This is a genomic window from Pseudoalteromonas sp. APC 3691 (assembly GCF_030408135.1).
In the GTDB taxonomy this organism is placed as follows: Bacteria; Pseudomonadota; Gammaproteobacteria; order Enterobacterales; family Alteromonadaceae; genus Pseudoalteromonas.
This window is the reverse complement of record NZ_JASDCB010000081.1, coordinates 1-17,890: the sequence shown is the minus strand read 5'-3', so window position 1 is coordinate 17,890 and position 17,890 is coordinate 1. Positions and strand designations below refer to the sequence as shown.

8 protein-coding genes and 2 pseudogenes are annotated in these 17,890 nt (G+C 38.9%); 3 read left to right on the top strand and 7 right to left on the bottom strand.

Annotation, left to right across the window (positions count from 1 at the left end; genetic code table 11):
* Together QL998_RS18515 and QL998_RS18510 are read right to left on the bottom strand one after the other, a co-directional pair.
* Positions 1–127, bottom strand: a pseudogene (locus QL998_RS18515) (IS5/IS1182 family transposase); the annotation flags it as partial.
* A 281-nt stretch (positions 128–408) separates the two neighbouring features.
* Complete coding sequence (locus tag QL998_RS18510) at positions 409–2,598, bottom strand: malate synthase G (RefSeq protein WP_290193252.1); 2,190 nt, start codon at positions 2,596–2,598, stop codon at positions 409–411.
* Positions 2,599–2,839: 241 nt separating this feature from the next.
* On the opposite strand from QL998_RS18510, the gene QL998_RS18505 reads away from it, so the two are divergent.
* On the top strand, positions 2,840–4,441 hold the full coding sequence (locus QL998_RS18505; protein ID WP_290193251.1) for an isocitrate lyase: 1,602 nt from the start codon (positions 2,840–2,842) through the stop codon (positions 4,439–4,441).
* A gap of 762 nt (positions 4,442–5,203) precedes the next feature.
* Here the strand turns inward: QL998_RS18505 and QL998_RS18500 are convergent.
* The 4 genes from QL998_RS18500 to QL998_RS18485 all read right to left on the bottom strand — a co-directional run bounded on the left by QL998_RS18500 (position 5,204) and on the right by QL998_RS18485 (position 11,263).
* Positions 5,204–7,222 carry a S9 family peptidase gene (locus tag QL998_RS18500; protein ID WP_290193250.1) on the bottom strand — a complete coding sequence of 673 codons (2,019 nt, stop codon included), beginning with the start codon at positions 7,220–7,222 and terminating at the stop codon, positions 5,204–5,206.
* A gap of 153 nt (positions 7,223–7,375) precedes the next feature.
* Complete coding sequence (locus QL998_RS18495; protein ID WP_290193249.1) at positions 7,376–8,110, bottom strand: 5-oxoprolinase subunit PxpA; 735 nt, start codon at positions 8,108–8,110, stop codon at positions 7,376–7,378.
* Position 8,111: 1 nt separating this feature from the next.
* Complete coding sequence (locus tag QL998_RS18490; protein ID WP_290193248.1) at positions 8,112–9,923, bottom strand: glycoside hydrolase family 3 protein; 1,812 nt, start codon at positions 9,921–9,923, stop codon at positions 8,112–8,114.
* Between the two features lie 815 nt (positions 9,924–10,738).
* Positions 10,739–11,263 carry a hypothetical protein gene (locus QL998_RS18485; protein ID WP_024591569.1) on the bottom strand — a complete coding sequence of 175 codons (525 nt, stop codon included), beginning with the start codon at positions 11,261–11,263 and terminating at the stop codon, positions 10,739–10,741.
* A gap of 149 nt (positions 11,264–11,412) precedes the next feature.
* Here QL998_RS18485 and QL998_RS18480 point away from each other — a divergent pair, with 149 nt between their 5' ends.
* Together QL998_RS18480 and QL998_RS18475 are read left to right on the top strand one after the other, a co-directional pair.
* Positions 11,413–15,432: a rhombosortase-dependent M36 family metallopeptidase gene (locus tag QL998_RS18480; protein WP_290193247.1), complete on the top strand. Its 4,020-nt coding sequence runs from the start codon at positions 11,413–11,415 to the stop codon at positions 15,430–15,432.
* A gap of 446 nt (positions 15,433–15,878) precedes the next feature.
* Positions 15,879–17,402 carry a sensor domain-containing diguanylate cyclase gene (locus tag QL998_RS18475; protein WP_290193246.1) on the top strand — a complete coding sequence of 508 codons (1,524 nt, stop codon included), beginning with the start codon at positions 15,879–15,881 and terminating at the stop codon, positions 17,400–17,402.
* A 391-nt stretch (positions 17,403–17,793) separates the two neighbouring features.
* Here the strand turns inward: QL998_RS18475 and QL998_RS18470 are convergent.
* Positions 17,794–17,890: pseudogene (locus QL998_RS18470) on the bottom strand (IS5/IS1182 family transposase); the annotation flags it as partial.

The window sequence follows — 17,890 nt, the reverse complement described above, 5'->3', positions numbered from 1 at the left end:
TGCGCATCTTATACAGTATGCCTTCGAGCGTTTTTCTATGGTCGGGCTTATTATAAATTCGACCACTTAAGTACATTACTTTTGATAAGACATTCCATGTCCCGTCTGTTAACATTAATCTTGGCATATAGGTTCGGTGTAAAGTTTTCTGGCGAATTCAATTATACCTTATCTTCATGCTGTTTGTTTTTCATACCACAAAGATCAACACGCCCTAGCTAAAAGATTTAAAAAGCGTGTTTTGTGTATGCAAAACACGCTTTTTTACGTTTGAATAAATGTTAGATATTCATGTGTATTATCTATATACCTTTAAAATGCCTTAAAAGTGATGTTATTCTAATTTTAGGCGATAAAAAACCAGCTTAAAAGCTGGTTTAGCACTTAATCTGAACTTTGCTTAAGCGGTTAAAGCGTATTCGTTTTTTGTGCTTTATATTTTATACGGTAGCTATGTAGTAGTGGTTCAGTGTAACCACTAGGTTGTGTTACACCCTCCAAAACCAGTGCAAGTGCAGCTTGAAACGCAATGCTGTTATTAAGGGTTTCTTCGTTTATTGCCATGGGTGTATACGCAGTGTCGTGCTCGTTTTGACCATCAACTACTTTGGCCATTTTAGCCATTGTTGATTTTATTTGCGCCTGTGAACACACGCCATTTAGCAACCAATTAGCCATATGCTGGCTTGAAATACGCAGTGTTGCTCTATCTTCCATTAGCCCGATATGGTTAATGTCGGGTACTTTTGAGCAACCAACGCCTTGATCAATCCAACGTACAACGTAACCTAAAATACCTTGTGCGTTGTTTTCTAGCTCACTTTGAATATCTTCTTTTGAAAGCGTTTTAGCATCTGTCATTAGCGGCGGTGTAAGCAGGTCATTAAGGCTCGCAATAGCACGTTTAGCTATACTTTGCTGCTCGGTAAATACGTTTATATCGTGATAATGCATTGCATGCAGAGTAGCGGCTGTAGGGGAGGGCACCCATGCTGTATTAGCGCCTGATTTAGGGTGAGCTTGTTTTTGCTCCATCATTAATGCCATTTTATCTGGCATTGGCCACATGCCTTTACCTATTTGTGCTTTATGACTTAAGCCACAAGCAAGGCCAATATCGACGTTGCGATCCTCATAAGCTTGTATCCATGATTGCTGCTTAATCTGTGCTTTTGGAAGCACAACGCCCGCTTGCATAGAGGTATGAATTTCATCGCCTGTGCGGTCTAAAAATCCAGTATTTATAAATACAACACGCTCTTTAGCTGCATAAATACAGGCTTTTAGGTTTACAGAAGTACGGCGTTCTTCATCCATAATACCCATTTTAAGCGTGTTTTTAGGTAAGCTTAGCGCTTCCTCTACTAAGCTAAATAAAGTGTTAGTAAACGCTACCTCTTCAGGGCCATGCATTTTTGGTTTTACTATATTAATACTTTGCGCGCTTGAGTTTTTTATACCTGTTTTTTTATTTAGGTCGTGCAGGGCAGCGGTAGCAGTAAACATCGCATCCATAATGCCTTCAAATACCGGTTGATTGTACACATCGGTAATAGCTGGGTTCGTCATTAAATGGCCAACGTTTCTAACAAACATCATGCTACGGCCTTTTAAAGTAACTGTGCCGCCATCGAGTGCGGTGTATGTTTTATCACTTTGCAGAGTGCGCTCTACGGTTTTATCGCCTTTTTTAAACGATTCAACTAGGTTACCTTGCATCAAACCAAGCCAATTTTTATAAACTTGTACTTTATCTTCTGCATCTACCGCAGCTACAGAATCTTCACAATCCATAATGGTTGTAAGCGCGGCCTCTAACACTATATCTTTTAAGCCTGCTTTATCTGCTTGGCCAATAATGTGGTGGTGATCTATATGTAGCTCTATGTGTAAATCATTGTTTTTTAATAACACTACGGTTGGGTTTTGTGCTTCACCTTGATAGCCAATAAGCTGAGATGGGTCAGCTAATGTGGTTTGAGAGCTATCACGTAACGTAATTAAAAGTGCGCCATCTACTACTGAATAATTAGTGCTTTCTATATGCGAGCCATTAGTTAACGGCAATGCTTTATCTAAAAACTGGCGAGCGTAGGCCATTACCTTAAAACCACGAACAGGATTGTAGGTATTGCCTTTTTCGGCTCCATCGTCTTCGCTTAACACATCTGTACCGTATAAAGCGTCGTATAACGAACCCCAACGTGCGTTAGCGGCATTAAGTGCAAAGCGTGCGTTACTTACAGGCACAACCAACTGAGGGCCTGCTGTAAGGGCTACTTCGGGTTCTACATTTTTGGTTTCAATTTCAAAGTTGGCAGGCTCTTTAACTAAATAGCCAATATCTTGCAAAAAGGCATGGTACTTAACGCTATCCCACGTTTTATTAGCAAGATGGTAGTCATCTATTTGCTGTTGAAGCAATTCTCGCTTTTCAAGCAGTGCCTTATTTGTAGGGGTAAGTGTTTGAACTATATGTGCAAAGCTTTGCCAAAATTGATGCTCACTTAAGTGAGTGCCTGGTAGTAATTGATTTTTAACAAAATCAGCGAGTTGTGTGTCTACGCTGAGTCCTGAATGTGTGAGAGTGTGGGACATAATTGCCTTCCTTAAACGGTCGCGATGTTGTTGTGTGCTTGTGCGTTAAGGCAACAATAACTCAAAAAGGCAATGTTGAGTGCTTTTTAGCCATTCACAAAATGTATAGCCACAATAACAACTATAAATTTACTAAATCTAGAAAAGGAGCCTAATGTTGAATCAAGCGAAACGGAGCACACACTCCTAGCCACTCTCACAACATTAAAATAATTTACACACTCGTTCGAAGGATTTTATTATGACAACATATCAACGCGAAACAGACACACTCTCTACTCTTTGCCAATCACAAGGCAGCGCATGGAAAGCTATTAACCCTGAATACGCAAGCCGTATGCGTTTACAAAACCGTTTTCGTACAGGGATTGAAATTGCGCAATACACAGCAGACGTTATGCGTGAAGATATGGCTGCATATGACGCCGACACAAGCCTGTACACCCAATCTTTAGGGTGTTGGCATGGCTTTACTGCCCAACAAATGATGATGGCTATTAAGCGCCATCAAAAAACAACTAAACGCAGCTATGTATACTTAAGTGGCTGGATGGTTGCAGCACTTCGCTCTGCATTCGGTCCGCTGCCAGATCAAAGTATGCACGAAAAAACATCAGTACCTGCATTAATTGAAGAAATTTACACATTTTTAAAGCAAGCTGATGCACGTGAACTAGACCACTTGTTTAACGACCTAGATGCAGCAAAAGCGAATGGCGGCGATGTTCAAGCTGTTATTGATAAAATAGACAACTTTGAAACTCATGTTGTGCCAATTATTGCTGATATTGACGCAGGTTTTGGTAACGAAGAAGCAACTTACTTACTGGCTAAAAAAATGATTGAAGCCGGTGCGTGTGCCATTCAAATAGAAAACCAAGTATCTGACGCCAAACAATGTGGTCACCAAGCGGGTAAAGTTACCGTTCCACACGAAGACTTTTTAGCAAAGATGAACGCAGTACGTTACGCCTTTTTAGAACTTGGTATTGATAACGGTATTATTGTGGCACGTACAGATTCATTAGGTGCAAGCCTTACTCAAAAAGTACCTGTGTCGCAAACACCAGGTGACTTAGCAAGCCAATACAATGCATTTTTAGAAACGACGCCAATTAACGGTGTTGATGACTTAAATGAAGGCGACACAGCAATGAAAATTAATGGCCAGTTATGTAAACCAACTCGCCTAGATAACGGTTTATTTCAATTCCGCGAAGGCACTGAAAAAGACCGCGTAGTACTAGATTGTATTACGAGCTTGCAGTCGGGCGCTGATTTACTGTGGATTGAAACAGAAAAACCTCATGTTAAGCAAATTGCAGAACTGGTAAATCGTGTTAAAGAACACGTGCCAAATGCAAAACTGGTATACAACAACTCGCCTTCGTTTAACTGGACGCTTAAGTTTCGTGAGCAAGTATATCAAGAGTGGGAAGAAGCAGGCCGTGACCTTAGTGCTTACCCAAGCTTTGGCGACAATAAAGGCCTTATGGCACCAGAAATGGATGCAACAGAACTTGCGCAAGCAGCCGATTTACTAGTGCAAAACTTCCAGCGCGATGGCGCACGTGAAGCAGGTATTTTCCATCACTTAATTACTCTGCCTACGTACCATACAGCTGCGCTGAGCACTGATATTTTATCAGAAGGTTATTTTGGCGATATGGGTATGCTGGCTTATGTACGTGATGTACAACGCCAAGAAATTCGCCGCGAGCAAGCTTCTGTTAAGCACCAAGACCTAGCAGGGTCTAACATGGGCGATACACACAAAGAATACTTCTCTGGTGATAACGCGCTAAAAGCCGGTGGTGAAGATAACACCATGAACCAATTTTAACTTCCTAACTAGATAGTGTTACTCAAGGGCCAATAGGCCCTTTTTTATTGCTTTAAGTAAAGTTAGAACATTGAAGCATAATTACAGATCAGACTTTAACTAGGGCGTGTTGATCTTTGTGGATTGAAATTTGTTCAATCTAGGGGCGATTAAATCGCGGCGCGAGGTTTGTAACCTAGTGGGCTAAGTAAAAACCGAGCAACAAAGAGTTTATCGCCTATTCATGGGGAATAACCACACTACATAAGCTCCGCCTTGCCTAAAAACCAAACATACTGCTGCAAATTAACCCACCAAAGTTCAACACGCCCTTGCCAAATAATTTTGGATCACTATTTAACTACCTGAGTGAATTTACAGATCAGAGTTTAACTAACCTTTCATAAAACGGCATATTTGGGGTGATTTTGCTGTAAAAAGCGTTTACAACAACTTTAAAAGGCAGGTAAGTGACTGATTTTTGCTTTAATAGGCAAACTTAGCGAATTTATAAACCGATTTTTTACTAACTTCTCTGTGCTATAAAACAAAATTTTACTAACTGATAGGCTATAAACAGTGACTCAAACCGATTTTTTACCAACTCAAGTTACAAAAAATGCTATAAACCGAAATTTTACTAACTGAAGTTTTAGCTAAGTCCAATATTTAACTGTCACAGAAGTGTAAAGGGGGTTTACAGTTTGAATACTAAGGCGGTAAATACAAAAGCCACTTATTTGAAGTGGCTTTTATTTGAGCTATAAATTTATTACCCAGAGTTTATTTAGTGTGTTTATCAAACCACCATTGAATATAAGCTACTTTAGTCATTAAGTTTGATGGGCGAGCTGTAATACCATGCGATGCATTAGGAATGCGCACCATTGCAGTATCAACGCCTTGTAGTTTTAATGCCTGATAAAACTGCTCAGTTTCTGATATTGGTGTACGGTAGTCAGATTCGCCAGTGAGCAACATAGTAGGAGTTTTAACGTTTCCAACATAACTAATAGGCGAGCGCTTCATGTAATGCTCGATGTGATCCCACGGTTTACCCGGAAACCAGTAATCAGCAAAAAACGGGGAAAAATCGGCAGTTAGTACAAAGCTGATCCAATTAATAACAGGCTTAGCAACTACAGCCGCAGCAAAGCGATCGGTATGACCTACAATCCAAGCTGTTAGTACGCCACCGCCAGAGCCACCGGTTACAAACAATTTAGACTCGTCAATAAAGCCTTTCGCTATTAGCGCATCAACGCCAGTCATTAAGTCATCAAAATCGTTACTTGGATAATTATGATGAATAGTTTGTGCAAACTCTTTACCGTATGAATCACTACCACGTGGGTTCATGTATAAAACGACATTTCCTTTGGCTGCAAACAGCTGAATTTCAGCGCTAAAGTGTGGACCGTAATTAGCTACTGGACCGCCATGTATTTCTAGTATTAGCGGATATTTTTTGCTGCGGTCAAATTCTGGTGGGTAAGCAATCCATCCTTGAATAGGTAACTCATCGTGACTTGATTTAATCCAAATTTCTTCCACTTTAGCCAAAGCTTTGTCGCCCAATGCATCTGCATTAAGGGTAGTTAAACGCTGCGCGTTACCGCGTTTAATTGTTGCTATATCAGCAGGGCGCTGAGTATCGGCAAGGGTAAAGGCTACTTCGCCATCTTCGCTTACATCAAAGTCACCACCAGAATAAGGGCGACCAAAGGCAACACTGCCAATTTGAGTTGTTATTATTTTACGCTTGCCGCTGCGTGGTAGATAGGCGAGGGCGGTTTGACCTTTATCTGCATAGCTAAAGTATATGCCTTTGGAGTTTGCACTCCATTTTATTTGACCTACGCTACGATCAAAATTTGGCGTTAAGCTTGTTGTGTTACCTGTTTTTAAATCACGAATATAAAGCTGAGCGTTTTCGTAGTTAGTGCGTTTATCATCGTAACCTGTGTACGCTAAGTAACGACCATCGGGCGATACTTTAGGCTGCTCGTCAGGTCCGTTTCGGTCAGTAACTTTAGTTATATTTTGTGTGGCTAACTCGAGTTGATAGATTTCACTGTTTGTGGGTTTTAGCTGGTTGTTTGTGTGCCTGTTTGCAGAAAAATAAAGCGACTTACCATCGTTACTAAAACTTACATCGCCTGCGTTATCAAATTCATCATGAGTGAGTTGTTTGGCATTACCACCGTTAGCATCTATGGAAAATAATTGGCTAAAACCTTTTTGTGTGTAACCGCCACCATCTGAACGATAATAAACATCATCAATAAATTTAGCGGATTCTGCCCAGGTTGCGCCTTTTGGTTTGCCTGGTAAGCTCACTGGCGCTGAATTAGCGCTTGGAACAAACATGCTAAATATTAATTGGTTAGTATCAGGGCTCCATGTAATCGAACGTGGACTACTCGTTAAGTTACTAATTTTTGCCATAGCACCTGTTTTAAGCCATTTTATATATATTTGGCTGCTGCCATCGCGAGTTGATATAAACGCAAGGCGTTGACCATCAGGAGAGAGGACTGGCGAATAATCCATATGCACGCCAGAGGTTAGCGGTTGCATTTGTTTGGTTTTGTAATCAACAGACCAAATATTACCAACTTTGCGGTCGGTTTTTATATCCATGCGGTTACGCACAAAATAAACAGTTTTACCGTCTTCGGTTATATCTATTTGATTGGCATATTCTAAATTAAACACGTCTTGCAGTTGTAGTGTATTTGTTTCAGCGTAGGCTAAATTGCTACAACCTAAAACGAGGCTAAGTGTTAAAAGCTTTTTCATTTTTATCCCTGTTGTTTCTTTTTTTAATTTTCTAAGTAGTTATATGTTAGGGATTATTAAATTAACAGTAGGATGCGATGAAGCTCTTATTTAACTCTATGAGTTAAAGCTGTAAAGGGGGTTTACAGCTTCTATTCGAGGTTGTATAAAAGTTTAGTTAGCTGAGTTGCACAGGGCTTTTATATCTTTTATAAGCACTATGCCATCAGCGTTGTCGCCATGTACACATAAGCTATGGGCGTTAAGCGTTAGTTTTTTTCCAGTTCGTGTTGTCACGCTACCATCGGATAAAAGCTGAGTTACTTGCTCTAGTAATGCAGCTTTGTTGTGAACACTGCCCTCAAGTGTTCGTGACACTAAATGCCCGTCGTCGGTGTACTGCCTGTCGGCAAATGCCTCGAGTATTAGATCAACCCCTGAGCTTTTAGCTATTTGAATGTGCTTATTGGCATTTTTAGTCGCTAAAACCATTAGTTTTAAATCTGTTGGGTAGTTGGCAATTGCATTTATAACGGTTTGTAATATTTGATCATTTGCCATCATGTCGTTATAAAGTGCCCCGTGGGGTTTTACATAGCTAAGTGTTAAACCTTGCACTTTTGCCATGCCCTCAATAGCGGCTATTTGATAATGCAGGCAATTTGTAAGCTCTTCTTCACTAAGTACCATTGAGCGCCTACCAAAGCCTTGCTTATCTGGGTAACTTGGGTGAGCACCAATTTGTACGTTATGTTGCTTGGCAAGTATAAGAGTGTTTGCCATTACGTTGGCATCACCTGCATGGAACCCACACGCAATATTAGCCATATCAATATGTGGCATAACGTCATCGTCTAGCCCCATTTTCCACGCGCCAAAGCTTTCGCCCAAATCACAATTGAGTTTCATATTAGTGCGCCTTTTGCGGTTTTATTGTGACAGGTAATACGCCGTTAGCCGGTGCTTCTCCTAGTAACACTTTTGCAAGTGCGGTAAAAGCAGGACCAGATACAATATCGTTTTTATCTACATCAATATTATATGCGTAAGATGCAAGTACAGCATTTGCATAATCGCCAAATTTAGCAATGTCGTAAGGTGCTCTTAGGCTTATAAATACAGTGCTTTTGTTTTCTTCTTTTGCCACTTTTAATAATGACTCAAGTGCTTTTGGCTGCTCTGCATTATTAAGTGCAAAATTTGAATCATCTTTTAAATCATCCATACCGCCAATTTCGACCGCACTTTGATTAGGTGTTGCATTACCGGCGATAACTACATCAGCAGCGTGTATTTGTGCTTTAGCTTGTGCAGGGTTAAACCCTTGTAGGCTACTACAACTATAGTTAAGTTTTTGCTGGCTGATAGCTTCAATCGCTTGTTGCATTGCCATACATTTACGCGTGTCGGGCATAATAATATGAACATTACTTCCTGCTTTTAAATTAAGCGGCAAAGTACTGTTATTATTTTTAACCTGCGTTATTGCCTCTACAGCAAGCTGCGCTTCTATTTCGCGATGTGCTGCACTGCCAATTGTTTGCTTTGCATTTATGAGCGCGGTAATAGGGTCAAAATTAGTGCTTAATCTAAATTTATTTTTTAGCGTAATTATACGCTGTGCCGATTGTGCTATTTCTTGCTCATCAAGTTGGTTTGATTTAACCGCTGCAACAAGCTCTTTAATAAGATCATCGAGTTTATTTAAATCATCTGGTGTTCTAATTTCAATAGGCAGTAGGGCAATGTCAGCTCCAGCTGCAAATGTATTTATTACAGCTTGAGTTGGTGTAAAGAAGTTACTAATACCAGCCATATCAAGCGCATCAGTTACTACAACTCCTTGGTAATTAAGCTCGCCACGTAAAATATCAGTAATGATTGCGCGCGACATTGTTGCTGGTTTTACCATCGTTTTGCCATTAACACTTATAAACGTTGTGCTATCGAGCGCGGGATATTGAATATGCGCCGTCATTATCATGCCTGGGTTTTGCTTGGCGATAATGTGTTTAAACGGTGCTAGGTCTTGCTCGTAAATAACTTCTTTTGCATGGTTTACTTTAGGCAAGCCTGTATGGCTATCTACGTTTGTATCGCCGTGACCCGGAAAGTGCTTTAACGAGGTAATCACGCCATTGCTTTCAAATCCTGCAACCTGTGCGGCGCCCAATTTACTCACTAATGCAGGGTTTTCACCAAACGAGCGTACGTTAATAACTGGGTTGTCGGGATTCATGTTTACATCAACCGTGGGCGCGTAGTTTACATTTATACCCAGCGAATTTAGCTCTTTAGCTATTACTGTTGCTGTTTTTGTCGCAAAGCTTGTACCGTGTTTTTTGTAGGTTGCGCCAATCGACATATTACCGGTAAATGAGGTAGCAACATCGCGTGGTAAACGCGCTACACGTCCGCCTTCTTGATCTATTGATATAAATAGCGGCAGCTTACTACTGGATTTACTTGCAGCTGTTTGCAATTGGCTATTAAGCGCAATTGTTTGCTCTATCGATTGAGTGTTTTCAGAAAATAAAATTACCCCACCAATATCGTATTTTGCAATAGCGGTAGCGAGTTCATTAGGTAACTCGGTCATTGGAGTTCGGCATTTATTACTAACTCCTTGCTGGCAGAAGTAACGAAAGTCGAGTATTAGCTTTTGCCCAAGTTGTTGTTCAAGAGAAAGCACGGGTTTAGCAAGCGAGGATTGTAATGGCATTAAGCACCCAGATATAAAAACAATAGACGATACAATACACTTATTTAGCAAAACACACTCCAAAGCTAAATAAAATAGATAAGTTTATGCAGCTTAACTACTTTTTAAAGTAACTGCAAAAGAAGGTTTTCTTTACAAAAACCATTAACGTATTGTAAAAATTGAAGAAAAATTATAGTTTTGAACTTAGTGAAAAGTTATATTTTTTCTGGCTTTATTGATATTAGGTAATAAATTTTTAACAGGGTGTAATTGCAGGCTTTATGCTCAATTATAGGTGCAAGTATTGAATGCCTAATACTTAGGATGGCATTCATTTTCGAAAGAATTATTAATAGCCTTAATCTTCGATTTCTTATTTTTTATTTAACGATTACAGCCTTTATTAGTACTTTAGTAAGTCGCTTTTATTCTACCTACCAAGCACAAAAGGAGCAGTTAAAAACTTACACTAAAAAATAACTATGCCTACGCTAATAAACTAGCATCAGCAACTTATACTCTTTAGAATCAGCAATGCAATAACCTGCCTATTCAACTAAAAATCATCTTGAAAAGACAATATTGTGGCGCATTTAGGTAGATAAGAATTTGTATTTTTTTACCTAATAAGAACAGCAAAGTGCGCAAAATAGCAGAGCGATTACGTCAAACCGTTGAGTCTATAAATACGTAAACTATTGGATTTATAATAATTCCTATTGGCATTGCAACTTGGTCTGAGCATAGTAATGAAATAGACCAAGTTTACAAATGTGCTGACAAAGTACTTTACCATGTTAATAATATGGTAGTGATAAGTGCATTGTTGCTGATTAAAAGTGTGTTTCGATAGGTGAGTAATCAATTGCAACTTCTACATTGCTCACTGAGCTATAGTTGTTTAGATCTTTAGATAACCCTGCAATATCAACATCCTTTTCAACAAGTAATGTGTAATTGTGAGCTGTCGACTTAACTAACTCATAATTATTTTTTAACTCATCAGGCAAAGTATCGGTATTTAATGTAATGGTAAGAGTACCTGTTACTACACCTTTTTGCTTTAAGTTCTGATTATAAATAACGTCGCCTTTAAATAACTGCTCAGAGTTAAAAATAAGCTTATCACCAGATGAATTTATGCTTTTAGATGCTTTTTTCATAATACCTTGACTGCTTTCTTTTTTAGGGAAAATAGTGTCAGTTTTCTGGTTCTTAGATGGTTCTTTTATAATGATTTCTGCTGTTTTAGGTAGCGCCTGAGAGTTGTTAACCTCTGTTTTTTCACTGTTATTACATGCAGATAGTAATAAAGCTGCAATTATTGGCACTGAACTTGTAAAAATTATTTTTTGCATTCGTTTACCTTTGTTTACTTTTCTTTAGATTTAAAGCTATTCAGCTTTATTTAAGTCTGTATATTAACAGCTTAACCATGCGTTTACATAAAACAATCAATTTAAAAACATTAAGTGCTTAAACACAACAAACACAAGCAGGTGGATACATGTCTCAATTTAAATTAACAACTATTGCCATAGTTGTAGCATCAACATTAGCAGCAGGTGAGCTAACGGCCGCTGAACAAACTCAATTTTATGATGTAAGTGCTACAAATGCAGTTACTCAGGGTACTTCTTTAGCTGCTGTTCAGCAGAGAACCTTAGCCGAACGCGCCACTGTATCGGGTCAAAAATCTATTTACGATGCACAAATGGGTAAAGCAACATTTTTATGGCAAGCAATAGGTCAGCGTAAGCCTGACATGGCTTTGATCGCAGCTGATAACCGTAATCAATATGCTGCTGACTTTTATATTGAAACTTTAACAGGTATTAGTAACCGTAAAGCAACAGCATCTTCTGCTGTTATGGTTGATTTATCAGAGCAAAAACGTGGTTCTATTAGTGCTAAATATAAACAACAAGTAAACGGTGTAGAAGTTTTTAACCGCGAATACAACTTGTTAATGGATAAAGAGTACAACCTAGTAGCAAGCTCGGGTTATTTTGCTGATACGTCGTCATCTAAAAATAAACTTGCTGCATTAACGGGTTTTGTAAGCTCTGAGCAAAGTATAAAAAAAGCATTTAGTGAATTAGCAAATATTGATGTCTCACTTCGTAAAATTGGTAATGAAGGTGGATATGCAAAATATGAAGCTAAATCATTAGATGATTCCAAAGTTGTTTTAGGTACACCACGTGCAAAAGAAGTGTTTTTTGAAGTTGCAGGCGAGCTTAAATCTGCTTACTACATTGAAGTAGAAGTAGCAGAAGTTGGCTCTTTAGAAAGTGACTACTTTAGTTATGTAGTAGATTCGAATAACAGCAAAGTATATTTTGCGAAAGATTTGAAATCTCATGCAGCTGACTTTAATTACCGTGTTTATGCTAACCAAGATGGCTACCCAATGGAAAGCCCGCACGGTGATGTAATCCCTGCAGATGCCCCAGGACAAGTAGACGAGACCGAAATTTTAGATGCGCCAATGGTATCTCTGTCTTACTACAGCAAACTAAGCACAATGGACCCATGGTTAGCAGACGATGCAACGACTACGTCTGGCAATAACGTATTTGCTTACGCAGATGTGGTTGCACCTCAAGACTTTAGTGAAGGTGACTTTACCGCTGAAACAACAGCAGACTTTACATTTGACTACCCTTATAAAGTAGATGAAGTTGCAAATAGTTTCGCAAACCGTAAAGCGGCTATTGTTAACTTGTTTTATATGAATAACTTTTTACATGATTTCTTCTATGACCATGGTTTTGATGAAACATCAAATGTAGCTCAGGTATCTAACTTTGATCGTGGCGGCGTAGAAGGAGACCCGATTGAAGCACAGGCTCAAGATAACTCAGGTCGTAATAACGCAAATATGTCTACACCAGCTGATGGTGCTAGCCCACGTATGCAAATGTACTTGTACAACAGTAAAGATGCCGTTGTTGGTGTAGATTTTGGTATTACAGTAACTTCACATGATTCTTTGGGCCTTCTAGCTTCTACAAAAGAATCTGGCTTTGGTAAATACCAATTTAGTGATGTAATTGCAGACGTTGTTCGTTTAGATGATGGAAATACAGCAGATTCAACAAGTGTTAATGATGGTTGTGAGCCAGCTATAAATGCGGCTGAACTAGCAGGTAAAATTGCAATTGTAGACCGTGGCTCATGCTCTTTTACAATTAAAGTAAAAAATGCACAAGATGCAGGTGCAATAGCAACTATCGTTGTTAATAATGATCCAGATACGGCTGAACCTGCACCAATGGGCGGTGAAGACGATACTATAACTATTCCAAATATGGGTTTAAATTACGCCGATGGTCATGCAATGTATGACCTAATTGATGCTAGTGAAGCTGTTACTGTAAACATGTTTACCAAAGCAACATTAAAAGATGGTACGTTTGATAACGGTATTATTGCTCACGAATGGGGTCACTACATTAGTAACCGCTTAGTGGGTAATTCATCAGGCCTTATTAACTTCCAAGGCCGTGCAATGGGCGAGGGTTGGGGCGATTTCCACTCATTAATGTTTATCGCTAAAGAAGGCGACATTAATATTACAGGTAACGATAAGTTCCAAAAAGCATATGGTAGTGGCACATTCGTGGAAGACTTCTACTTCGGTATTCGTCGCCTTCCATACTCAACTGATACTGATGTAAATGCATTGTCGTTCCGACATATTACTGAAAATGCAGGCGCTGATATTGGTATTTCACCAACAAGTGTTGCTTCTCCTCATGCAGCTGGCGAAATTTGGGCTACTGTCTTGTGGGAGAACTACGTAGCGCTTATTAACGAGCATGGCTTTAATGAAGCACAAACTCGAATGGCAGATTACTTAGTTGCGGGTTATAAGTTAACACCTATAGCTCCAACGTACACTGAAGCGCGTGATGCTATTTTAGCTGCTGCCTATGCAGTAGACCCTGCTGATTACAAGTTAATGGTAGGCGCATTCGCTAAACGTGGTATGGGCCTTGGCGCAGTATCGCCAGATCGTTTCAGTAATGACCTTACAGGCGTAGTTGAATCAGATAAAACACAGCTATCTAGCTATGCATTTGCAAGTGCTGACTTAAACAATATGTACAACGGTACAGAACTTGGCTTTTGTACTAACGATAATATTTTAGATAAAGGTGAAACAAGCACTGTTAGCGTAACAATTACTAACCGTGGTAGTGAAGTGCTTAGTGGTACAACAGCACAACTGACAGTTATAAGCGATCACGATGTAACATTTGAGAATGATGGCTTACTTACATTTGGTGAAGTTCAACCATATGAAGCAATAACAAGTAACGATATCAAAGTTACTTTGAATGAAGCCGGTACCGCTGAAACATTAGAAATTGAAGTTACATTCCCTGAGATTGAAACGGACGATGACATCGTTGAAGCACTTGATCAAACACTTACGTTTGAAGTAAATATAGGCTTTGAATCAAAAGCGCCTGTTGGGGCTGTAGTTACAGATGATATGGAAGTAGCAAGTTCGTCACTATTTGACTTAAAAGAAAACGTAATGTTTGGTGCTGATTTAGCCATTGGCACTCAGGTTATGGATAACAGTAGTAATATTATATTCTTTGAACAAGGCGGGTTTGAACTAGGCACACAAGCGATGCGTCTTCTAAATAATGACTTCCAATCAGATGTAGCTGTAGAAAGTAAGGCGTTTGAAGTTGGCTACTCAGGCGACTTTGAAATTTCGTTTTGGCATTTCTATAGTATCGAGCAAGACTGGGATGGTGGTGTTGTAGAAGTTAGTGTTAATGGTGGTGACTGGGTTGATGCTACTGAAATTGGCGGCACATTTGATGTTGGCTATGACGCTGTTCTAACCGAAAACGATTCGCAAGAGCTTCAAGAGCGTGAAACCTTTACAGGTAATAACATTCAAGATAGCGGCACATATGGTAATTATGAAACCATCAACTTTGGTGATTCACTAAATGGTAACTTAGTAAAAGTACGCTTTAGAATTTCATCAGATGGCGCTGTAGCTGACTTAGGTTGGTGGATTGATAACCTAACTATGTCTAACGTGCTATCTCCTGTATTTTCAGAGCTTGTAGCGGGTGATTCACTGGCATGTGATAACGCAGCTCCACTTGTTTTAGTCGAAAGCGCGGCGGAAATCACTGAATCTGCTACAGGAACAATTACTGCAACAGCTACCGATCGTAATGGTCAAACACTAACTTATACTTGGACTCAAGTTAGTGGTAGTACTGCGACCCTTTCTGGTGCTGATACAGCAACTTTAAGCTTTACACCTGCAGCAATTACTGCAGACGAAGAGCTTGTATTTGAAGTTGCAGTGAGCGATGGAGTAACCACGGTTACTCAGCAAAGCACTGTAATGGTTAAGAACGAAGCTGCTGAAATAACACCTGTGACAGAAACCAAATCTAGTAGTGGTGGTAGCTTTGGCTTTATTGCTTTATTACTTACTCCATTAGTATGGTTTAACAGACGCCGTAAAACAGTTAGTAAATAAGTTTAAATAACATACCGTCTTTAAACACATGACGGTTTTAATGAAAGGCCAGTCGCTTTTGCTTCTGGCCTTTTTATGTACTTAGTTTGGTGTTTTTAGTCCTGACCTCATATTAACTTTTTGATGGCTATACACATTGATTTATTGGTTACATTGACTTTTTATACACCGTTAACAACCTATATATCAAAGTTTAATAAACAACCTCGGCGCCACTAAGTCATATTGAGTTTTACTGATTTGAGGATAAAAATGCAATGCTGGAATATATTATTTATCACTCCATAGCATAGCGCTTAGTCACAGAATCAAACAAACCATCTTAACTAAAAACACTTAAATGGGTATAATAATTAGCTTCGTATAATACGCGCTGAATATTGTGCTTTGGGATGCAAGCTTTGCTATATAAATTATTACCTGCTTTAAATTTAAGATTTCTTATATTGCTACTCGCATTCTCTGCAGCACTAAGCACATTGGTAGGGAGTTTTTACTCTAGCTATCAGGTTCAAAAAGAGCAGTTAACATCATATACACTAAAAAGTAATTTAGCCTATGCACAAAAACTAGCCTCTGCTACTGATAACTTTTTAAAGTCTGCGCTTCAGCAGCTTGAATACTCAGCTAAAATTATTGAACAATCACCAAATAATTCTCAACTACTAAACGATGAAGCTATTCGTTTAAATCAGCAAACTGATAGTTTTAACTCTGTTGTTATTAATTTACATGGCGTAGTTGCTGCTACGTCACCTCGTTTAGAAAGTATAATAGGCCAACAAATACAATCACCTGGTGCAATAGAGGCGTTAAAAGAAAAACGCCCATTAATTAGTGAGCCTTATTTATCAGCAGCTAATAATTTAATTGTTTTTATATCGCACCCGTTGTTTGATTTTGAAGGTAAGTATTTAGGTTATATTGGAGGCTCTCTTTATTTAAAAGAAAAAAATATTTTAAATGAGCTTTTAGAACAACATTTCTACAAAGGTGGCTCATACCTTTTTGTTGTTAGCTCAAATAAGCGCATTTTATATCACCCAGAACCTGCCAGAATCGGTAACGTTGTTACTAATAACCATGTAATTGACGCGGTTACAAATGGCGAAATGGGTACTTCAACCGTTATTAATAGCCTAAATAAACCAATGCTCGCAGGCTACGCACCCATTACTTTATCTAATTGGGGAATAGTGGCGCAAAGACCATTAAAATCAACGCTTTCCTCTCTTGATACATTAACTATTGAAGTGGTTAAACAAACAATACCAATGGCATTAGTCACGTTTATTTTTATTGGTTTATTTGCACACTTTATAGCAAGGCCACTAAAACGCTTAGCCGATAACGCAAATACACTCGACGATCCAAAAAGCTTAGAAAAACTTAAAAGTGTGAAGTCGTGGTATTTCGAAAGTCAAAAACTAAAATTAGCAATGTTGAGAGAAGTAACTTTATTACAAGCTAAAATTGGTGTGTTACGCCATGACTCACAAACAGATCCCTTAACAGATACGCATAACAGAAGAAGCTTAAACGGCTTACTTAACCAGCTTATGCTAAAGCAAACCCCGTTCGCTATATTAGAAATTGATATCGACTTTTTTAAACGTGTTAACGATACTTTTGGGCATGACAAAGGTGACGAAACTTTAGTTTCGCTAACAAATATAATTAAAAAACTATCAAGAAGAGACGACATAGTATCGAGAATCGGCGGTGAAGAGTTTGTCCTTGTGTTACCTAATGAAGACAGCCAAAGCGCTTTTAAAATTGCAGAGCGCTTACGTAAAACAGTAGAATTAACAGAGATGGACACTATTGGCAACATCACTATCTCTATAGGTATTGCAACTTGGCCTGAGCATAGTGCTGATATTGCCCAAGTATATAAATGTGCCGATAAAGCGCTATACCATGCAAAAGAGCATGGCCGTAACCAGTGCGTAGTGGCCGATATTAGCTAAGTGCAGCTTCGTTGAGTACTACCCAGTATTACCTTAAATTGATAAATACTTTACAGAGAATACATGAGTTTATTAAGCCAGCCATCTGCTTTTGATGGCTTATAAATCATTACAATATCCTCACTGTAGTGACTGTTAACCCCCTTTACAGTTAATTTTGCAACCCTAAATCGTCAATAACAAAATTTGGTAAATACGCTAATGCCAAGCCAATTTTTACTCACAAGCTAACCTTTAAAAACCTGCTATAAGTTGAAAAGCTAACAACTAATAAAGCACAAAGTAATACCAATCTGCTTATATATGAGGTCTATTTAACGTTAAAAAAATTACGCTAGAACTAGGCAAAAATTTTTGTATCTAGGGGCTGTTGATCTTTGTAGTACATATATCAATCAGCCCACATTGGTAGCCACATCATAGTAAATGCTAAAGCGAGCATTGAATGATAATTTCGTTCAAGCTTTTCATACCGCGTGGCTATCCCT